Raw genomic sequence first — 16,888 nt, forward strand, 5'->3', positions numbered from 1 at the left:
CAGCATGTCGGACCAAGAGCCGTCCGAGTCCGCGAAGCGCGCCTTCGGGACTCAACTAAGGGAATTGCGCGGAGACATCAACCTTTCGGCCGTCGAACTCGCGCGGCGCTGCGGTTGGCACAAGAGCAAGGTGTCGAAGATCGAGCACGGGACGCAGAGCCCGACCGAGGACGACATCCGAAAGTGGGCAACCGCCTGCGCAGTTGATGACCAGATCTCCGAACTCATCGCAGTGAGTCGGGAGATCGAGCAGATGTGGACCGACTACCGACGGTGGCACAGGCCGGGGATGAAGCGTCTCCAGTTCCAGGCCATGGAACTGTACGCGAGGACCAAGCTGCTCCGCGTGTACGAGTCGTTGTTCATCCCCGGATTCCTGCAGACGGTCGAGTACGCGAAGGCGCAGTTCACCATCCACGCCGAGCTGCATGGCCTGCCGGTGGGTGATGTCGAAGAAGCCGCGAGGAACCGCATGCTCCGCAAGCGGTTCCTCGGTACGGGAGCGCCGGTGTTCTCATTCGTGCTGGAAGCCTCCGCGCTGACGAACAACACGGGCGGAGCATCGGTGATGGGTGGGCAACTCGACTATTTACTAGAGGTGTTGAAGCTACCGTACGTGTCGGTCGGGATCATCCCGCAGGGGCGGGAGCGATCGCTCTACCCAGGGGAGGGCTTTTATCTGTTCGACGAGAGCCTGCTCAAGCAGGAGTTCTGGTCGGGTGCATTCCAGACGTCGAGGCCTGAGAACATCGCGTACTTCGCCCGCGCCTTCGCTGCACTACGGGGGCAGGCCGTCTTCGGAGCCGGTGCTCGGCGCGAGATCGAGGCGGCCCGCAGTCGGCTGCAGTGAGTGGTCAGCGGGGGTGAAGGGCGAGGAGGACGGCGGCGACGGGAAGCAGGGCGGCGAGGGAGATCGCGTAGGCCCTGGTGCGAGCGCGGGTGAAGTCGGGTGGATCGACTTTGGGCGTCACTCTCGCAGGGCCTCGGCGAGGAGGATGATCTCGGTGGGGAGCAGGGGCCGGAACTGGATCAGGACCACTCCCGTGGGGCTGATGGTGAAGCCGACGGAGAGGTCGTTCAGGTCGACTTCCCGGTCGGCGAGGACGTCCTCCAGGTGCTCCACCGCTGCGCGGGCCTGACGGATGCTGGGCATCACGGTGCGGACTTCGTCAGCCACTTGGCGTCGACCTCCCATTCCTGGCCCCCGCGCTCCGGGCGCAGGTAGACGAGCTGGCGGTTGCGGTCCATGAATGCGCCGGACCGCTGGTTGAGGTTGTCGTAGATCAACTCCCCGCGCTGGCGGGGGTTGTAGGGGAGCTCGGGCGGGGTCGAGCCCTCGGCGGTGGCGCTCGGGTAGGCGGGGGTGAGGCGCGTGAAGAGCTCGGGGTGTCCGCCGCAGTTGGCGGGACAGCGGCACTCCGGGAGCCCGCGGTCCTCGGGGGAGGGGGCGGGGAGGGGCATGGGGGATGACTTTCCGTGAGGGGCGAAGGGGTGCAGAGCAGGATGAATCGGGTGGAGTTCGTCGATTCGGCTGCGTGATTAGTGTCGGGCTGTGATGCTGGCGTCACAAGCGGTTGCATAAGAGGGGCAAGAAGACACTTGAGGGGGCGTCAGTGGCGCTGCATCTGGATCTCATGGATGCCGGGATCGAAGACGAGGGCCCCGTCACCTGGGGCACGTTGCTCAAGATGTTCCGAGAGGCGCTTGGGCTGACGCAGACGCAGGTCGCGGATCTGGTGAAGGCGCACCAGACGATGATCAGCAACCTGGAGCTGGGCAAGGTGCAGCCCGACGAGCGCTGGGCGAAGCTGTTGGACGAGGTGCTGAAGGCCAACGGGATCCTGCTGGCGGCCTTCAAGCTGGCGGAGCCCTTTCTGTCGCAGAGGCACCCCAACTGGGACGCTTTCAAGGCCTATCTGAAGATGGAGGCGCAGGCGCTCCGGATCTATGACTTCTCCATGGGACGGATGCCGGGCTTGCTTCAGTGCGAGGCATACATGCGCGCTCTCTTCACCGCGGGCAACCCCATGGAGAGTGCCGATCAGATCGATGCTCGTATGCAGGACCGGCTGGATCGGGTCGCCAAGGTCTTCAGGAGCGGGGGGCCCAAACTGGTGAGTGTCATCGAGGAGGCGGCTCTCTGGCGTGTTGTGGGTGACCAGACGGTGATGCGACTCCAGTGTCGGCACTTGCTCGAGATGATGAGCTCGCCTCAGGTCGTGCTCCAGATCCTGCCGTTCGGGAGAGGAGAGGTGACCAGGGTTCTCATGCGTCCCATGACGATTCTTGATCGTCCCACCGGGCGGAGGGTGGCTTACTCGGAGAGCCTCGGGCAGGGGCACATCATCGAAGGTGCGAGCCAGGTCAGTCGAGTTGTCGATGAGTATGATTTCCTACGGGCGCAGGCTCTACCGCAGGCTGAGTCTGCTGAGTTCATCCGAAGTGTCATGGAAGGACCGGTCGGTGATGAGCATCCCGTGGATCAAGAGCAGCTACTCGGAAGCCAACGGCGGTACCTGCGTCGAGTGCGCCCCACAGTCCGCTTCCCTCGGCCTCGTCCCCGTGCGTGACTCCAAGGACCCCGCCGGCCCCTTCCTCACCTTCCCTTCCTCCTCCTTCTCCGCCTTCCTCCTCGGCCTCAAGACCTCCACCCTCAACGCCTCCTGATCACTGCCCGCCCGCGCGGTTGCGGGACAATGGATCCATGAGGCTCTTCGTCGCCGTCCTGCCGCCCCCCGCGGTGCTGGCCGAGCTGGACGCCGCCGTGGCCCCGCTGCGCGCCCGCCCCGGGATGGACGCCCTGCGCTGGACCACCCGCGACGGCTGGCATCTCACTCTCGCCTTCCTCGGCGAGGTGTCCGAGGACCGCCTGCCCGCCCTCGGCGAGGCGCTGGCGCGGGCCGCGCAGGACCACCCCGTGCACCGGGTGCGGCTGGCGGGTGCGGGACACTTCGGTGAGCGGGTGCTCTGGGCCGGTCTCGCCGGCGAGACCTGGACGCTGCGCGCGCTGGCCCGCTCGGTGGGCGTCGCGGCCGCCGAGGTGCTGGGTGTGGTGGACGCCGCGCCCGACTACCACCCCCACCTCACCCTCGCCCGCACCGGTCGGCAGCCCGCGCCGGTGCCGCTGCGCACCGCCGCCGACGAACTGACCCCCTTCCACGGCGCCGAGTTCCCCGTCCCCGCGATCCACCTGATGCGCAGCGACCTGCACGCCGGCCGGGCCCGCTACACCCGCCTGCGCAGTTGGTCCCTCACTCCGGGCTGACGGCGGGTCAGGCTGTCGGCCAGGCCCGCATCGCCGCCGCCGCGACCGCCTCCAACTGCTCCCGGCTCGCTCCCTCCCGCGCCTGCTGCGACATGCCCTGCAGCACGGTGGCGGCCAGCCGGGCCAGCGTCTCCGGTTCCGCCTCGGCCGGCTCCTCGCCGGCGGCCACGGCGGCCGCGATCCGCGCGGCCAGCTCCGCCCGGTTGGCGGCGCTGATCGCCTGCATCGCCTCCCGCACGGCGGGCTCGGCGCAGCCGCCGCCGACCGTGATGATCAGGCAGCCGTGCGGGTGCCCGGGGTCGGTGTACTCGCGCGCGGCGTCCCGCAGCATCCGGGCGATGCCGCCGCGCACCGTCGGCTCCTCGTCCAGGGCGCGCCGGGCGAAGCCGTACTGCTCCGCATAGCGGGCGACGACCTCGGTGAAGAGCGCCCGCTTGTCCCCGAAGGCCGCGTAGAGGCTGGGCGGCCGGATGCCCATCGCCCCGGTCAGGTCGGCGATCGAGGTGGCCTCGTAGCCGCGCTCCCAGAACAGCAGGGTGGCGGCGTTGAGCGCCGCCTCGCGGTCGAAGGCGCGCGGGCGTCCGCGCGCGGCACCGGAAGCAGTCATGCCGCCAATTCTATAACGAGCGCTACAGATCGCGTGCTACGGTTCTTTTCGTAGCGACCGCTACAGAAATGAGCCACGGACTTCAGGGGGCACAGCCATGTCTCGACTCACCGGCCGGACCGCACTCGTCACCGGCGGCAGCCGCGGGATCGGCAAGGGCATCGCCCTGCGACTGGCGCGCGAGGGGGCGCTGACGGCCGTGCACTACGGCAGCAACGAGCAGGCCGCCAAGGAGACCGTCGCCGAGATCGAGGCGGCCGGCGGCGCGGCCTTCGCGGTCGGCGCCGAGCTGGGCGTGCCGGGCGACGCGGCCGCGCTCTGGGCGGCCTTCGACGCGGGCCTGGCCGAATACAGCGCCGAATACAGCGCCGAGCGCGACGTCGAGCCGGGCCTGGACATCCTGGTGAACAACGCCGGGATCACCGCCTACGGCCAGACCGGCGAGGTGGCCGAGGCGGACTACGACCGGGTCTTCGCGGTCAACGTCAGGGCGCCGTTCTTCGTGGTCCAGCAGGGCCTGGGCCGGCTGCGCGACGGCGGCCGGATCGTCAACATCTCCTCAGGTGTGACCAGGATCGCCTTCCCGGTGATCACCGCCTACTCGATGACCAAGGGCGCGCTGGACGCCTTCACCCTGACCCTGGCCCAGCAGCTCGGCGCCCGCGGCATCACCGTCAACGCGGTGGCCCCCGGCCTGGTGCTGACCGACATCAACCCGCAGCTCGCCGACCCGGAGGAGCGGGCCAAGGCGGCGAAGCTCTCGGTCTTCGACCGGGTCGGCGAGCCGGCCGACATCGCCGACGTGGTCGCCTTCCTGGCCTCCGCGGACGGCCGCTGGGTGACCGGCCAGGTGCTGGACGCCACCGGGGGCTCTTTCCTGGGCATGTGAGACCGGCGGGTACCCTCGGAACCGTGGATCCCAAGACTCGTACCCGCATCGTCTCCGGAGCCCTGGGCCTGGTCCTGGTGGCCGTGCTGATCGGCGCCCTGCTCGGCAAGTGAGCGCGACGAAGTGAGCACGACGGAGTGAGCACGACGGAGTGAGCACGACGACGAGGGGCCGCCGCTCGAAACCGAGCGGCGGCCCCTCGTCAGGTCACACCAACGTCAGAGCTGCTCGACCACGTAGTCGATGCAGGCGGTGAGCGCCTGGACGTCGGCCGGGTCGACGGCCGGGAACATCGCGATCCGCAGCTGGTTGCGGCCCAGCTTGCGGTACGGCTCGGTGTCCACGATGCCGTTGGCGCGCAGCGCCTTGGCGATCGCGGCCGCGTCGATCGCGTCGTCGAAGTCGATGGTGCCGACCACCTGCGAGCGTTCGGCGGGCTCGGCCACGAACGGGTTGGCGAACGCGGACTTCTCCGCCCAGCCGTACAGGTGGGCCGAGGATTCAGCCGTACGGGCGACGGCCCAGTCGAGCCCGCCGTTGCCGTTCAGCCACTCCAGCTGGTCGGCCAGCAGGAAGAGCGTGGCGATGGCCGGGGTGTTGTACGTCTGGTCCTTCGAGGAGTTGTCGATCGCGGTCGGCAGGTCGAAGAACGGCGGGATGTACCGGCCGGAGCCGGCGATCTCGGCGGCCCGCTCCAGCGCGGCCGGCGAGAAGGCGGCCAGCCAGAGCCCGCCCTCGGAGGCGAAGGACTTCTGCGGCGCGAAGTAGTAGACGTCGGTCTCGGTGATGTCCACCGGCAGGCCGCCGGCACCCGAGGTGGCGTCCACCAGGACCAGCGAGCCGTCGCCGGCGGTGCCCGCCGGGCGGCGGATCGGCATCGCCACGCCGGTGGAGGTCTCGTTGTGGGTCAGCGCGTAGACGTCCACGCCGGCCTCGGCGACCGGCAGCGGGTGGGTGCCCACCTCGGACTTGATCACGCTCGGGTCGTCCAGCCACGGCACGGCCTTGACCGAGGAGGCGAACTTCGAGGAGAACTCGCCGAAGCTCAGGTGCTGCGACTTCTGGCGCACCAGGCCGAGGGCGGCGATGTCCCAGAAGGCGGTGGAGCCGCCGTTGCCGAGCACCACCTCGTACCCCTCGGGCAGCGAGAAGAGGCTGGAGACGCCCTCGCGCACGCGCTTCACCAGGTTCTTGACCGGGGCCTGGCGGTGCGAGGTGCCGAGCAGGGAGGTACCGGTGGCGGCGAGGGCACTGAGGGCCTCGGGGCGCACCTTGGACGGCCCGCAGCCGAATCGGCCGTCGGCGGGCTTGAGGTCAGCGGGGATCTGAATCTGGGCCACGGCCGCAGCCTACTGGTACGCGTCACGTGTGTCCGCCCGCTGTCCGGCCGCTGAGATGGGCTCTCGAACGGCCGGTCGGCGGGCGGACAGCGGTGCGGCGGACGGGGTGTCAGTGCGCGATCGACTCGTACCCCTCGACCTCGCGCGGGCTGCGCGGGCCGGGGCCGATGTAGCGGGCCGACGGGCGGACCAGGCGGCCGGTGCGCTTCTGCTCCAGGATGTGCGCGGACCAGCCGGCGGTGCGGGCGCAGGTGAACATCGAGGTGAACATGTGCGCCGGGACCTCGGCGAAGTCCAGCATGATCGCGGCCCAGAACTCCACGTTGGTGGCGAGCACGCGGTCGGGGCGGCGGTTGTGCAACTCCTCCAGCGCGGCCTTCTCCAGCGCCTCGGCGATCTCGAAGCGCGGCGCGCCGAGCTCCTTGGCGGTGCGGCGCAGCACGCGGGCGCGCGGGTCCTCGGCGCGGTAGACGCGGTGGCCGAAGCCCATCAGGCGCTCGCCGTTGTCCAGGGTCTTGCGGACGTAGGCGGCGGCGTCGCCGGTGCGCTCGATCTCCTCGATCATGTGCAGCACCCGGGACGGCGCACCGCCGTGCAGCGGGCCGGACATCGCGCCGACCGCGCCGGAGAGGGCGGCGGCCACGTCCGCGCCGGTGGAGGCGATCACCCGGGCGGTGAAGGTGGAGGCGTTCATGCCGTGCTCGGCGGCGGAGGTCCAGTAGGCGTCGACGGCCTTGACGTGCTTCGGGTCGGGCTCGCCGCGCCAGCGGATCATGAACCGCTCGACCACGGTCTCGGCCTTGTCGATCTCGCGCTGCGGGACCATCGGCAGGCCCTGGCCGCGGGCGGACTGGGCGACGTAGGAGAGTGCCATCACGGCGGCCCGGGCCAGGTCGTCACGGGCCTGGTCGGCGTCGATGTCGAGCAGCGGCTTGAGGCCCCAGACCGGGGCGAGCATGGCGAGCGCGGACTGCACGTCGACCCGGATGTCGCCGGAGTGCACCGGGATCGGGAACGGCTCGGCGGCCGGCAGGCCGGGGTTGAACTTGCCGTCCACCAGCAGGCCCCAGACGTGCCCGAAGGAGACGTGGCCCACCAGGTCGTCGATGTCCACGCCGCGGTAGCGCAGCGCACCGCCCTCGCGGTCGGGCTCGGCGATCTCGCTCTCGAAGGCGACTACTCCCTCAAGCCCGGGTACGAAATCGGACATCACGCGGCTCCTCAGTGACGTGACGGGCCGGGCCGCCATGGTGGGGCGGCACGGCCGGTGACCGTTTGGTGTTTGGCACTCGGTGCCAGGGTGACAGGCACTGGGTGCATTGCGCCATACACCACTGCGGTGATGTTTCCCGGAGGACCGCCAGGCCTCACGTCGCGCCCGGCTCGAACCGGGGATCTTCCGGTACGAATCGGCCGCTACCGGACATGTTTCCGACACGGTGTCGGCCTCGCGGTGGCGAGTCACCATATCTCTTGATGTCGAGATTCCATAGGCGGAGCATGGTTCGCCGCTTGTCGTACGGGATGATGTTGGCGTGCAGACCCCGGACCGCGCCCAGCACGCGCCGCAGACCTCCGTCCCCAACCTCGCCCGGATGCGCCGGCAGTACGCCGAGGAGGGACTGGCCGAGACCGAGCTCGCCGACGACCCGGTGACCCAGTTCAGCCGGTGGTTCGCCCAGGCCGAGCGGGTCGGCCTCACGGAGCCCAACGCGATGGTGCTCTCCACCGCCGACGCCGCCGGCCGCCCCAGCTCCCGCACCGTGCTGCTCAAGGGCTACGACCGGCGCGGCTTCGTCTTCTTCACCAACTACGGCTCCCGCAAGGGCACCGAACTGGCGGCCAACCCGCACGCCTCGCTGCTCTTCCCCTGGCACCAGATCGACCGTCAGGTGATCATCGCCGGGCGGGTCGAGCGCACCGGGCGGGACGAGACCGCCGCCTACTTCCGGGTCCGCCCGCACGGCTCCCAGCTCGGCGCCTGGGCCAGCGAGCAGTCCAGCCCGATCGCCTCCCGCGAGGTGCTGGAGCAGCGGTTCGCCGAGCTGGAGGCCCGCTACCCGGAGGGCGAGGGGGTGCCGGTGCCGCCGTTCTGGGGCGGCTTCCGAGTGGTCCCGCACACCGTGGAGTTCTGGCAGGGCCGGCCCAACCGGCTGCACGACCGGCTGCGCTTCACCGCCGCCGGGGACGGCTGGGAGGTCGAACGGCTCTGCCCCTGACCGGCTGAGCCGCTGATCACGTTTCAGCTGCCGGATCGTCAGTTCCGATCGGAGCCGCCACCAACCGGGTCGCGATCCGGTCTAATGGTCATCCGACCTGACCGCGCAACACGGTGAACCGCTCGGGGGAGAGACGCGTGGCGAGCATAGTGGTGGTGCACGGCACCGGCGTGCGGGAGGCCGGCTACCGGCAGGTCCTGGGCAGGTTCACCGCGCGCCTGGCCGAGGCCGGCGGCTCCGCCGCCACCGTGGTGCCCTGCCTCTGGGGCCCCGAGCACGGCGCCCGGCTGCGGCACGGCGGCCGCTCGCTGCCCGACCGCCCGGCCGCCGACGTCTTCGAGATCGCCGCCGTGCTCGACGACTACCGGGCCGAGCTGCGCGAGCTGGCGCTGATCGAGCGCGGCCGCCCCGGCGCCGCCGGCCCCGCCCCCGCCCGGGAGCTGGCCGGACTGCTGCGCGAACTGCCCGGGGACCGGGAGGTGCTGGCCGCCCTCGCCCCGCTCGGCCTGACCCGCACCGACCTGGACGCCGCCACCGCCGAACTCGGCCGGGTGCTGGTCACCACCCTGCACGGCGGCGGCCTGGAGCGGGCCGACCTGGTCAAGGCCTCCGCCCGGGCCCTGGAGGCCCGGCTCGCCCTGGTGCTGGACGAGCAGTGGGACGAGGCCGGGGCCAGCCTGGACAGCGAATCGCTGGAGCCGCTGCGCAACGCCGTCCTCACCGCGCTCGGCGAACCGCCCGGCCGGCTCGGCCTGGGCGGCCGGATGCTCGGCGCACTGGCCGCCGCCACCGGCGCCGAGCGGCTGGCCTCCTGGCGGTTCCGGGCCGCCCGCCCCGGCCTGACCGAGAAGAGCACCCCGCCGCTCGGCGACATCCTGCGCTACCAGGCCCGCGGCAACGGCATCCGGGACGCCGTCGCCGCCGCGGTGGCCGACGCCGAGCCGCCCGTGGTGCTGGTCGCCCACAGCCTCGGCGGAGTGGCCAGCGTGGACCTGCTGATCGAGCGCGACCTGGCCGACCGGGTCTCGGCGCTGGTCACCTTCGCCTCCCAGGCGCCGTTCCTCTACGAGATCGACGCCCTGGTCTCGCTCCGCGCCGACCAGCCGCTGCCCGCCCACTTCCCGGCCCGCTGGTTCAACGCCTTCGACCCGCGCGACCCGCTCGGCTACGCCGCCGAGGCCGTCTTCGGCCCCGACCGGGTGACGGACCGCCAGTTCGACACCGGACGGCCGCTGCTGCGCGCGCACACCGCGCTCTGGGACCACCGGCCCTTCTACGACTGGCTGGTGAAGGACGTCCTGGGGTGAGCGGCCCGCCGGTCGACCCGGCCCGCACCCACGCCCTGGTGGTGGCCGCCGAGGAGTACGGCGACGCCCTGTGGAACACCGACGGCCCGCACACCGACGCGCTCGCCGTGGTCGACTGGCTGATCCGCTGCCGGGTGCCGCGCGAGCAGATCACCGTCTTCACCGCGCCCCGGCGCACCCGCAGCCAGCCCGGACTGCCGGCCGGCGTCGCCGGGCTGGCCAGCCCCGAGGAGCTGGCCGACTTCCTCGGCGACCAGCTCCGGGACGCCGCCGGCGACCTGCTCTGGGTCTTCTTCTCCGGCCACGGCATGCTCGACGACCAGGGGCGGCACCAGCTGCTGCTGCCCGGCTCCCGGCGGGGGGTGCTGCGCACCATCGGCGCCGCCGAACTGCAACAGGCCCTGCTCTCCGACCAGGTGGGGCTCTCGGTCGGGCTGGTGGTGCTGGTGCTCAACGCCTGCGCGGACCAGCAGCCGGCCAACAGCGTGCGGACCAAGCCGCTGCCGGTCCGGATCGACCCGGTGGAGGTCGTCCCCGACCGGGGCTTCTTCGCGATCCAGGCCGCCGGCCCCGGACGGGCCGCCTGGACCGTGCCCGACCGGGACCGGCAGCCGGGCGAGCCCGCCGGCCGGCTCCCGCGCGAACTGCTCGCGGTGCTCGGCGACCGGCTGGTGATGCGGCCCAGCCTGCTCCAGGAGGCGCTGGACGACCGGTTCGGCGAGCTCTTCAAGACCCGCGGCTGGCACGCCTACGACGCCCAGCTGCCCGGCTACCAGCGGTTCAACTGGCCGCACGAGCGCGACACCGTCGCCGGCCCGCTGGACCGCTGGGCCAGCACCTGGCGGTACGCGCCGACCCGGGCCGAGGAGCGGCTGCAGGAGTCCCTGGCGCCCTGGCTGCCCGCCGACGGGCTGCGCCCGGTCCTCGCCGAACTGCGCACCGGCGGGCTGGAGCTGGCGGGCTGGGCCGGTGACGGGATCCCCCAGCTGGTCTTCGCCGCCCGGCACGACGCGCACGGCCTGCCCACCGTGGTCGAGGCGCTGCTCGACCGGCTCGGCCCCGGCCGGCCCGCCGCCGACGACTGCCGGGAGCTGTGGGACCGGGTCGCGCAGATCGGCGACGAGTACCTGACCCGGCAGGAGCACCGGGAGCTGCTGGAGCTGCTGGCGCCGGTGCCGGTCGCGGGGCTGCTCGGCCTGCTCGGGCTGCGGCACGAGTGGCGCGAGCACTGGGAGCGGCAGCCGGCCGGCGAGGCCTCGGCCGAGCGGATCGTCCGGGCCCTGGAGGCGCCCGGCCCGGTCGGCCCGGTGCCGGTACTGCTGGAGTACCTGGCAGCGGTCGCCGCCGCGGTGGGCGAGGGCGCCCGGGGGCTCACCGGGTGGTGCGGGCGGCTCTGCGCGCGGCTGGCGGTGGAGCCCGGGCGGCTGCGCGAGCAGGCCCGGCGGCTGCTCGAGGCGGCCGGGCGGTGCGCCGGATCGCTGGTGGTCGAGGTGGTCGAGGCGGACGGCGGGTTCCGCTGGCACGCCTGGGCGGGCGACGCGCTGGCCGACTACCGCGAGCTGCGGGCCGCCGAGGAGCACCGGCGGAGCACCGACTGGGCCGGGGTGGAGCAGGAGGTCGGCGCACTGCTGGCCGCACGCCTGGAGCCGGACCGGCCGGTCGAGTTCCTGCTGCCCGCCGACCGGGTCGACCTGCCCGTCGAACTGCTGCCCGTGCCGGCCGGCGGCCCGCCGCTGGGCGCCGGCGCGGACGCCCGGGTGCGGCTGCGCCGTCCGCGGCCCAGCCAGGGCGAATGGCGCCGGCGCAGCCGGCAGCTCTACGCGGCGGAGGCTCCCGAGGGCCGCTGGATCAGCCACCACCCGGCCGACGGCCCGTCCGCGCTGGCCGCCGAACTGGACCGGCTGCCGCTGGCGGCGGGTGTCGAACTGCTCGGCGCGCTGGCCGAGCAGCGCGCCGCCCTGGACCTCTGCGTCACCCGGGGCGTCCCCGTGGTCACGGTCTGGCGCGGCGGCGGTGCCGACCGGCCGAGCACCCGTCAACTCCTGGGCGGCGCCGCCCTGGCCGAGCTGCCCGCCCGGGTTCGCCCGGAGCGGATCACCCCTGTGCAGGGGGCGGACTCGGTGATAGTCGTAAGCGACGACGCAGAGCGGATGCCGCCCGAACCGCGCTGGCTCCACTCGCCCAGAAGGAGGATGCGGAGATGACGACCGACGGCGGCACCTGGGAGCTGTTCCGGCCCACCGACCCGACGGGCGACGCGGTGGCGAGCCCCGGCGCACCGGTGGCACTGCCGCCCGGGCCGCCCTGGCGGCAGTTCGGCGCCGGGCCGCGCCCGCGTCCGCGCTACATCGTGCGCCCGGGCGATGCGGAGGTGGTCAACGCCGCGCTGCACCTGCGGCGGCCGCTGCTGGTCACCGGCTTCCCCGGCGTCGGCAAGTCCTCGCTGGCCGAGGAGGTGGCCCGGCAGCTGGGGCTCGGCGAGGTGCTCCGCTGGCCCGTCAACTCCCGCTCCACGCTGGCCGAGGCGCTCTACCGCTACGACGCGGTCGGGCGGCTGCGGGACGCCAACCTGGCCGACCGCCCCCGCGAGCTGCCCGAGTACATCACCCTCGGACCGCTCGGCACCGCGCTCGCCGCCGAGGCCGGCAGGCCCCGGGTGCTGCTGATCGACGAGCTGGACAAGGGCGACTTCGACCTGCCCAGCGACCTGCTCACGGTGCTGGAGGACGGGGCCTTCGAGATCCCCGAACTCAGCCGGGACGCCGGCGAGGACACCGGGCACACCGCCCGGGTGCGGCTCACCGTGCCCGCCGCCGAGGCCGGCCGGGCCCCCGCCACCCGGGAGATCACCGGCGGCTGGCTGCACTGCCGGGAGTTCCCGGTGGTGGTGATCACCAGCAACGGTGAGCGCGACTTCTCCCCGGCCTTCCTGCGCCGCTGCGTCCAGCTCGACCTGCGGCACCCCGACCGGGAGCACCTGGACGCCATCGTCCGGGCCCAGTTCGGCGAGCGGCTGACCGGCGTGGACGGACCGGTGCGGGCCGACATCGCCGACATGATCAGCGAGTTCGCGCTCTCCGCGGAGCAGCACCGGCAGGCCACCGACCAGCTGCTCAACGCGATCCACCTGCGGCTGCGCGGAGTTCCGCTGAGCGCCGAGGCGCTGCACGCCGTGCTGCGGCCGCTGGACGCGGAGGCCGCCGGGCCGCCGGTGGAGGCGGCGAGGTGATCGCGGACGCGCTGCGGGAGGCGCTGCGGGCGGCCGGGTACGAGGCGACGCCGGAGGAACTGGCGGACATCCTCTGGCTCGCGGGGCGGATGCCGGCCCGGGGCGGATCGGCGGCGGGGGAGTGGACCGCCGCACCGGACCACTCGCCTTCCGCGGAGCACGCGGAGCCCCTGGAGCGCTCGGGCGCGCCACGGCCCGAAGGCGAGCCCGTGCCGCGGCAGCCCGCCGCCGGGGGCCGCGAGGTGTACCCGCCGGCCGGGCACCCGGGGGGCTTCGGGCCCGGCGTCGTGCACGGCTACCTGCCCGTGCCGCGCGCACTGCCCGCGCCGCTGCGGGTCGGGCGGGCGCTGCGGGCGCTGCGCAGCACCGTGCCCTCGCGCACCGAGCAGCGGATCGACACGCCCGCCACCGTTCGGGCACTCGCCGACCGGCTGCCCGAGGTGGTGCTCGCGCCCGTGCAGGAGCCCGAGCTGGAGCTGCTGCTGGTCGTCGACGACGGCGAGTCCATGGCGGTCTGGGCCGAGTTGGCGGAGGAGCTGCTGGCACTGCTGCGCCGGATGCGGGTGTTCCGGCGCTGCGAGGTGGTCGGCATGGACAGCGACCGGGGCGAGCGGGTGCGGTTCAACGCCGTGCCCTTCCGCGACCGGCCGGCGGCCGAGCCGGCTGGCGGCCCGCGGCGGCTGGTGCTGGTGCTGACGGACGGGGTCGGCGAGGCCTGGCTCAGCGGCGTCGCCCAGCGGCAGCTGGCGGGCTGGGCGCGGCGGGGGCGGGTCGGCGTGCTGCAGGTGCTGCCGGAGGAGCTGTGGGGCGGGGGCGGGCTGGCGGTCCGGCGGGAGGTGTATCCGCAGCCGGGCGGTGGGGTGGTGCCCGTGGCGGAGCTGCTGGCGGACGGCGCGCTGCGGAGCTGGGCCGGCGCGGTGGGGCAGGCGCGGCGGGGACGGGTGCTGCCGGTGGCGCGGGTCGACGGCGGGGTGGAGGTGTGGGAGGAGGAGTACGAAGAGGTCGAGCCGGAGGTGCTGCTCCGTCACTTCCTGGGCTCTGCCGACGAGCCGACCCGGCTGCTGGCCGCGCACCTGGCGGAGGTGGCGCCGCTGACGATCCCGCTGATGCGGCTGGTGCAGCAGGCGGTGGCGCCGGGGGCGGGGCTGGCGCAGCTGGCGGAGGTCTTCACCTCGGGGCTGCTGCGGGCGGAGGACCCGGAGGAGGCGGGGCGCCTGCCGGTGGCACGGCGGACCTACGGGCTGGACCCGGAGACGGTGCCGCTGCTGCGCCGCACCATCGGGCGGGCGGAGGGGGCGCGGACGCGGGAGCTGGTGAGCGCGTACCTGGCGCGGCAGGAGCAGTCGACGGTGGCGGCGCGGGCGCTGCTGGCGGCGGGGGAGGGGGAGGGCGGGACGCCGTGGTCGGGGCTGGGGGCGCCGGTGGCGGTGGTGGAGGGGGCGGGTGACCCGGAGGAGGAGTGGGCGGAGGCCGAGGTGGAGTGGGTGGCGGCCTCGCTGGTGGGGGTGGGGGAAGCGGCTCGGGCCGCAAGGGAGTTGCTGGACGAGCGGGAGTACCGGCAGGCAGTCGACCTGTGTACCCGGGCGCTGGCGGCGGGGCCGGATCTCGAACTGCTGATCGCCCGGGGTGATGCGTTCCTGCGGCTGGGCGAGTCGGGGTCCGCGCTGGCGGACTTCGACGCGGCCGCTGCGATCGATCGGAACGACGCGCGGGCGGTGGCGGGGCAGGGGATGGCGCTGGCTGGGCTGGGCGAGCTCTGGCCGGCATTGGATGCGCTCACCTCGGCGCTGCAGTTGGCACGGGGCGCGGCCTGGGTGCTCGCGGAGCGGGCGGTGGTGCGGTACCGGGTCGGGCAGAAGGAGCAGGCGGCGGAGGATCTGCGGGAGGCGATGCGGCGGAACGGCGAGTGGTCGCCGTCGCCGCTTCTGGAGATCGCCGAGATGCTGGGCCGTGCGGGGCGGGCGGCGGATGAGCTGTCGGCGCTGGAGCTGGCGGTACAGGCCGCACCGGGGGAGCCGGAGTACTGGTTCGCCCTCGGCGAGGCGTTGATGGGGCAGCAGGAGTACCAGCGGGCCGGCGATGCGTTCGCGATGGCCTGGCGGCTGGACCCTGGGAACCTGCCCGCGCTGACCTCCCAGGGCGCGGCCTACCTGCGGGCGGGCGACAACGAGGCTGCCATGGCCGTGTACCACGAGGCGCTGGAGCGGGACCCGGAGAACGCCGTGGCCCGCGAGGGGCTGGCCAACGCACTGGAGTGGGCGGGGCGGTACGCGGAGGCGCTGGTGCAGCTCGACGTGCTGTTCGCGGCGGATCCCGAGAACGCCGATCTGCGGGAGCGGCGGGACCGGTTGGCCGGGGAGGCCGGTACGGCGAGCGATCTGCGGAGCGCCGCCTTCCTCATGCGTGCGGAAGGCCGCCACGACGAGTCCCTGGAAGCCCTCGACAAGGCCATCCGCCTCGACCCCGGCCACGCCCGTGCCCACGGTGAGCGGGCCGAGACCCTGAGGTTCATGGGCCGCACCGCGGACGCGTTGGACGCCATCGAGCGCAACCTCCGACTCGACCCCGCCGACACCTGGGCGCTCGGCCGCCGTGCGCTGATCCTCGGCGAACTCGGCCTGCGCGAGGAGGCGATCGCCGACCTCAACGCCTACCTCACCCACGAGCCGGACGCCGAGTGGGCCCTGCGACTCCGTGTTCCGTACCTCCGCGAGGCGGACGAGGACGAAGCGGCCCTCGCCGACCTGGACCACCTCCTCGCCGTCGCCCCCGACGACCCCTGGGCGCTCGGCGAACGGGCCAGGATCCACCGCGCGGCGGGACGACTCGACGAGGCGCAGACCGACCTCGACCGGCGCCTCCAGCAGGACCCCGAGGACCCGTGGACGCTCGGCGAGCTCTCCCTCCTGCAGCGCGCCCGTGGAGAGTTCCAGGCCGCCCTCGACACCCTGCGGCGCCGGCTGGAAGCCAAGCCCGACGACCCCTGGGGCCTGGGCGAGTTGGCCCTGGTCCACCGCGAACTCGGCGACCTCGACGCCGCGCTCGTCTGCCTCGACCGCCGGATCCGCCTCGGCCCCGACGACGCCTGGGCGCTCGGCGAGCGCGGCCGGGTGCACCGTGACCGCCGCGAACTCGCCGAAGCCCTGCGCGACTTGGACGCGAGTCTCAAGCTGGACAGCCGCCGCGCCTGGGTGCTGGGCCTGCGCGGTGAGGTGTACCGCGACCTCGGGGACTACGAGGCCTCGCTCACCGACCTCGCGCTCGCCGTCACCCTCCGGCCCGACGACGCCTGGCTGATGGACGCCCGCGGCCAGACCCTGCACCGGGCCGGCCGCTACGAGGAGGCGCTGGCCTGCTACCAGCGGGCCCTGGTGATCGACCCCTCCTACGGCTGGTCGATCACCAACCGCGGCCGCCTGCAGCATGCGTGGGGCCGCGACCAGAAGGCGCTGGAGGACTACGCACTCGCGCTGGAGACCGGAGACGAGCGGAGCCGGCTCTGGGCCCGGGACTCGCGGGCCGACTGCCTGGTGAAGCTCGGGCGGCTGGAGGAGGCGCTGGCCGACTACGACGTGGTGGTCGAGCACAACCCGTCCGACGCCTGGGCCCTGGGCCGTCGCGCCCAGGTGAAGCTGCGGTTGGGGCGGGCGGCCGAGGCGCTGGCCGAGGTGGAGGACGCGATCGTGATCGGGACCGGTGATCGGGACCTGCGGGTGGTGACGGACCGCGCGGCGTTCCGGGAGTGGCGGGACCGGCAGTCCGACCCGGCCGAGGCCCGGCTCCTGGTGGCGCTTGCCACCACCCGGGTCGAGGCGCTGAACCGGCTCGGCCGTCACGAGGAGCGGCGGGAGGCGAACCAGGCGATGGACGAAGACAACCCGCCCCAGTAGACGCGGCGCGCCGAAAGTTCCCGTCGTCTACGCGATTCGGCCTAGCCCCACCGGGTGATCTTCGATGGTCGGATCGGGCCATCCTCTTCGCGCCGCCGCAGGTCGGCGCAGTTCGCGGCCACCATGCGGACCCGCACCGGCG

General features: G+C 73.4%; 15 protein-coding genes. 10 read left to right on the plus strand and 5 right to left on the minus strand.

Features of this window, described 5'->3' with window-relative positions:
* Positions 1-4 precede the first annotated feature (4 nt).
* Entirely contained in the window at positions 5-850 is an 846-nt protein-coding gene (locus ACFYNO_RS16245) for a helix-turn-helix domain-containing protein (RefSeq protein WP_388011682.1), read from the plus strand.
* A gap of 117 nt (positions 851-967) precedes the next feature.
* Here ACFYNO_RS16245 and ACFYNO_RS16250 read toward each other — a convergent pair whose 3' ends face one another.
* Together ACFYNO_RS16250 and ACFYNO_RS16255 are read right to left on the minus strand one after the other, a co-directional pair.
* Positions 968-1,177 (minus strand): hypothetical protein, encoded by a 210-nt coding sequence (locus ACFYNO_RS16250; protein ID WP_388011684.1) that lies wholly within the window; start codon positions 1,175-1,177, stop codon positions 968-970.
* Complete coding sequence (locus ACFYNO_RS16255) at positions 1,153-1,461, minus strand: hypothetical protein (RefSeq protein WP_388011686.1); 309 nt, start codon at positions 1,459-1,461, stop codon at positions 1,153-1,155. The genes ACFYNO_RS16250 and ACFYNO_RS16255 overlap by 25 nt, the downstream gene beginning before the upstream one ends.
* 152 nt (positions 1,462-1,613) lie before the next feature.
* Between ACFYNO_RS16255 and ACFYNO_RS16260 the strand changes: the two genes are divergently transcribed.
* Genes ACFYNO_RS16260 through thpR form a run of 3 tightly spaced genes read left to right on the plus strand, consistent with a single transcriptional unit; the run spans position 1,614 to position 3,265 of the window.
* Positions 1,614-2,570, plus strand: a complete 957-nt coding sequence (locus ACFYNO_RS16260) for a helix-turn-helix transcriptional regulator (protein ID WP_388011688.1) — start codon at positions 1,614-1,616, stop codon at positions 2,568-2,570.
* Positions 2,482-2,667: a DUF397 domain-containing protein gene (locus ACFYNO_RS16265; RefSeq protein ID WP_388011922.1), complete on the plus strand. Its 186-nt coding sequence runs from the start codon at positions 2,482-2,484 to the stop codon at positions 2,665-2,667. Before ACFYNO_RS16260 ends, ACFYNO_RS16265 begins: the two co-directional genes overlap by 89 nt.
* 37 nt (positions 2,668-2,704) lie before the next feature.
* Positions 2,705-3,265: an RNA 2',3'-cyclic phosphodiesterase gene (gene thpR / locus ACFYNO_RS16270; RefSeq protein ID WP_388011690.1), complete on the plus strand. Its 561-nt coding sequence runs from the start codon at positions 2,705-2,707 to the stop codon at positions 3,263-3,265.
* A 7-nt stretch (positions 3,266-3,272) separates the two neighbouring features.
* Here thpR and ACFYNO_RS16275 read toward each other — a convergent pair whose 3' ends face one another.
* Positions 3,273-3,872, minus strand: a complete 600-nt coding sequence (locus ACFYNO_RS16275) for a TetR/AcrR family transcriptional regulator (RefSeq protein WP_388011692.1) — start codon at positions 3,870-3,872, stop codon at positions 3,273-3,275.
* Positions 3,873-3,969: 97 nt separating this feature from the next.
* Here ACFYNO_RS16275 and ACFYNO_RS16280 point away from each other — a divergent pair, with 97 nt between their 5' ends.
* Complete coding sequence (locus ACFYNO_RS16280; protein ID WP_388011694.1) at positions 3,970-4,761, plus strand: SDR family oxidoreductase; 792 nt, start codon at positions 3,970-3,972, stop codon at positions 4,759-4,761.
* Between the two features lie 218 nt (positions 4,762-4,979).
* Here the strand turns inward: ACFYNO_RS16280 and serC are convergent, their stop codons facing one another.
* Positions 4,980-6,101: a phosphoserine transaminase gene (gene serC, locus ACFYNO_RS16285; RefSeq protein ID WP_388011696.1), complete on the minus strand. Its 1,122-nt coding sequence runs from the start codon at positions 6,099-6,101 to the stop codon at positions 4,980-4,982.
* Positions 6,102-6,210: 109 nt separating this feature from the next.
* Positions 6,211-7,311, minus strand: a complete 1,101-nt coding sequence (locus ACFYNO_RS16290; RefSeq protein ID WP_388011698.1) for a citrate synthase 2 — start codon at positions 7,309-7,311, stop codon at positions 6,211-6,213.
* Between the two features lie 385 nt (positions 7,312-7,696).
* On the opposite strand from ACFYNO_RS16290, the gene pdxH reads away from it, so the two are divergent.
* The 5 genes from pdxH to ACFYNO_RS16315 all read left to right on the plus strand — a co-directional run bounded on the left by pdxH (position 7,697) and on the right by ACFYNO_RS16315 (position 16,746).
* Positions 7,697-8,320: a pyridoxamine 5'-phosphate oxidase gene (gene pdxH / locus ACFYNO_RS16295; RefSeq protein ID WP_388011924.1), complete on the plus strand. Its 624-nt coding sequence runs from the start codon at positions 7,697-7,699 to the stop codon at positions 8,318-8,320.
* A gap of 137 nt (positions 8,321-8,457) precedes the next feature.
* Positions 8,458-9,627, plus strand: coding sequence for a hypothetical protein (locus tag ACFYNO_RS16300; RefSeq protein ID WP_388011700.1), 1,170 nt, complete (start codon positions 8,458-8,460; stop codon positions 9,625-9,627).
* Positions 9,624-11,831 (plus strand): hypothetical protein, encoded by a 2,208-nt coding sequence (locus ACFYNO_RS16305; RefSeq protein WP_388011702.1) that lies wholly within the window; start codon positions 9,624-9,626, stop codon positions 11,829-11,831. Before ACFYNO_RS16300 ends, ACFYNO_RS16305 begins: the two co-directional genes overlap by 4 nt.
* Positions 11,828-12,856, plus strand: coding sequence for an AAA family ATPase (locus ACFYNO_RS16310; RefSeq protein WP_388011704.1), 1,029 nt, complete (start codon positions 11,828-11,830; stop codon positions 12,854-12,856). Before ACFYNO_RS16305 ends, ACFYNO_RS16310 begins: the two co-directional genes overlap by 4 nt.
* The gene (locus tag ACFYNO_RS16315) at positions 12,853-16,746 is read left to right on the plus strand and encodes a tetratricopeptide repeat protein (protein WP_388011706.1); all 3,894 of its coding nucleotides are present in this window, start codon (positions 12,853-12,855) and stop codon (positions 16,744-16,746) included. Before ACFYNO_RS16310 ends, ACFYNO_RS16315 begins: the two co-directional genes overlap by 4 nt.
* Positions 16,747-16,888: the final 142 nt, after the last annotated feature.

The sequence above is a fragment of the Kitasatospora sp. NPDC006697 genome (assembly GCF_042869935.1).
Lineage (GTDB): Bacteria > Actinomycetota > Actinomycetes > Streptomycetales > Streptomycetaceae > Kitasatospora.

Bases quoted from the DNA above. Each gene is read 5' to 3' on its own strand.
- ACFYNO_RS16275 (WP_388011692.1), bottom strand. From the start codon at position 3,872: ATGACTGCTTCCGGTGCCGCGCGCGGACGCCCGCGCGCCTTCGACCGC.
- thpR (WP_388011690.1), top strand. From the start codon at position 2,705: ATGAGGCTCTTCGTCGCCGTCCTGCCGCCCCCCGCGGTGCTGGCCGAG.
- ACFYNO_RS16255 (WP_388011686.1), bottom strand. From the start codon at position 1,461: ATGCCCCTCCCCGCCCCCTCCCCCGAGGACCGCGGGCTCCCGGAGTGC.
- ACFYNO_RS16310 (WP_388011704.1), top strand. From the start codon at position 11,828: ATGACGACCGACGGCGGCACCTGGGAGCTGTTCCGGCCCACCGACCCG.
- pdxH (WP_388011924.1), top strand. From the start codon at position 7,697: ATGCGCCGGCAGTACGCCGAGGAGGGACTGGCCGAGACCGAGCTCGCC.
- ACFYNO_RS16280 (WP_388011694.1), top strand. From the start codon at position 3,970: ATGTCTCGACTCACCGGCCGGACCGCACTCGTCACCGGCGGCAGCCGC.
- ACFYNO_RS16245 (WP_388011682.1), top strand. From the start codon at position 5: ATGTCGGACCAAGAGCCGTCCGAGTCCGCGAAGCGCGCCTTCGGGACT.
- ACFYNO_RS16290 (WP_388011698.1), bottom strand. From the start codon at position 7,311: ATGTCCGATTTCGTACCCGGGCTTGAGGGAGTAGTCGCCTTCGAGAGC.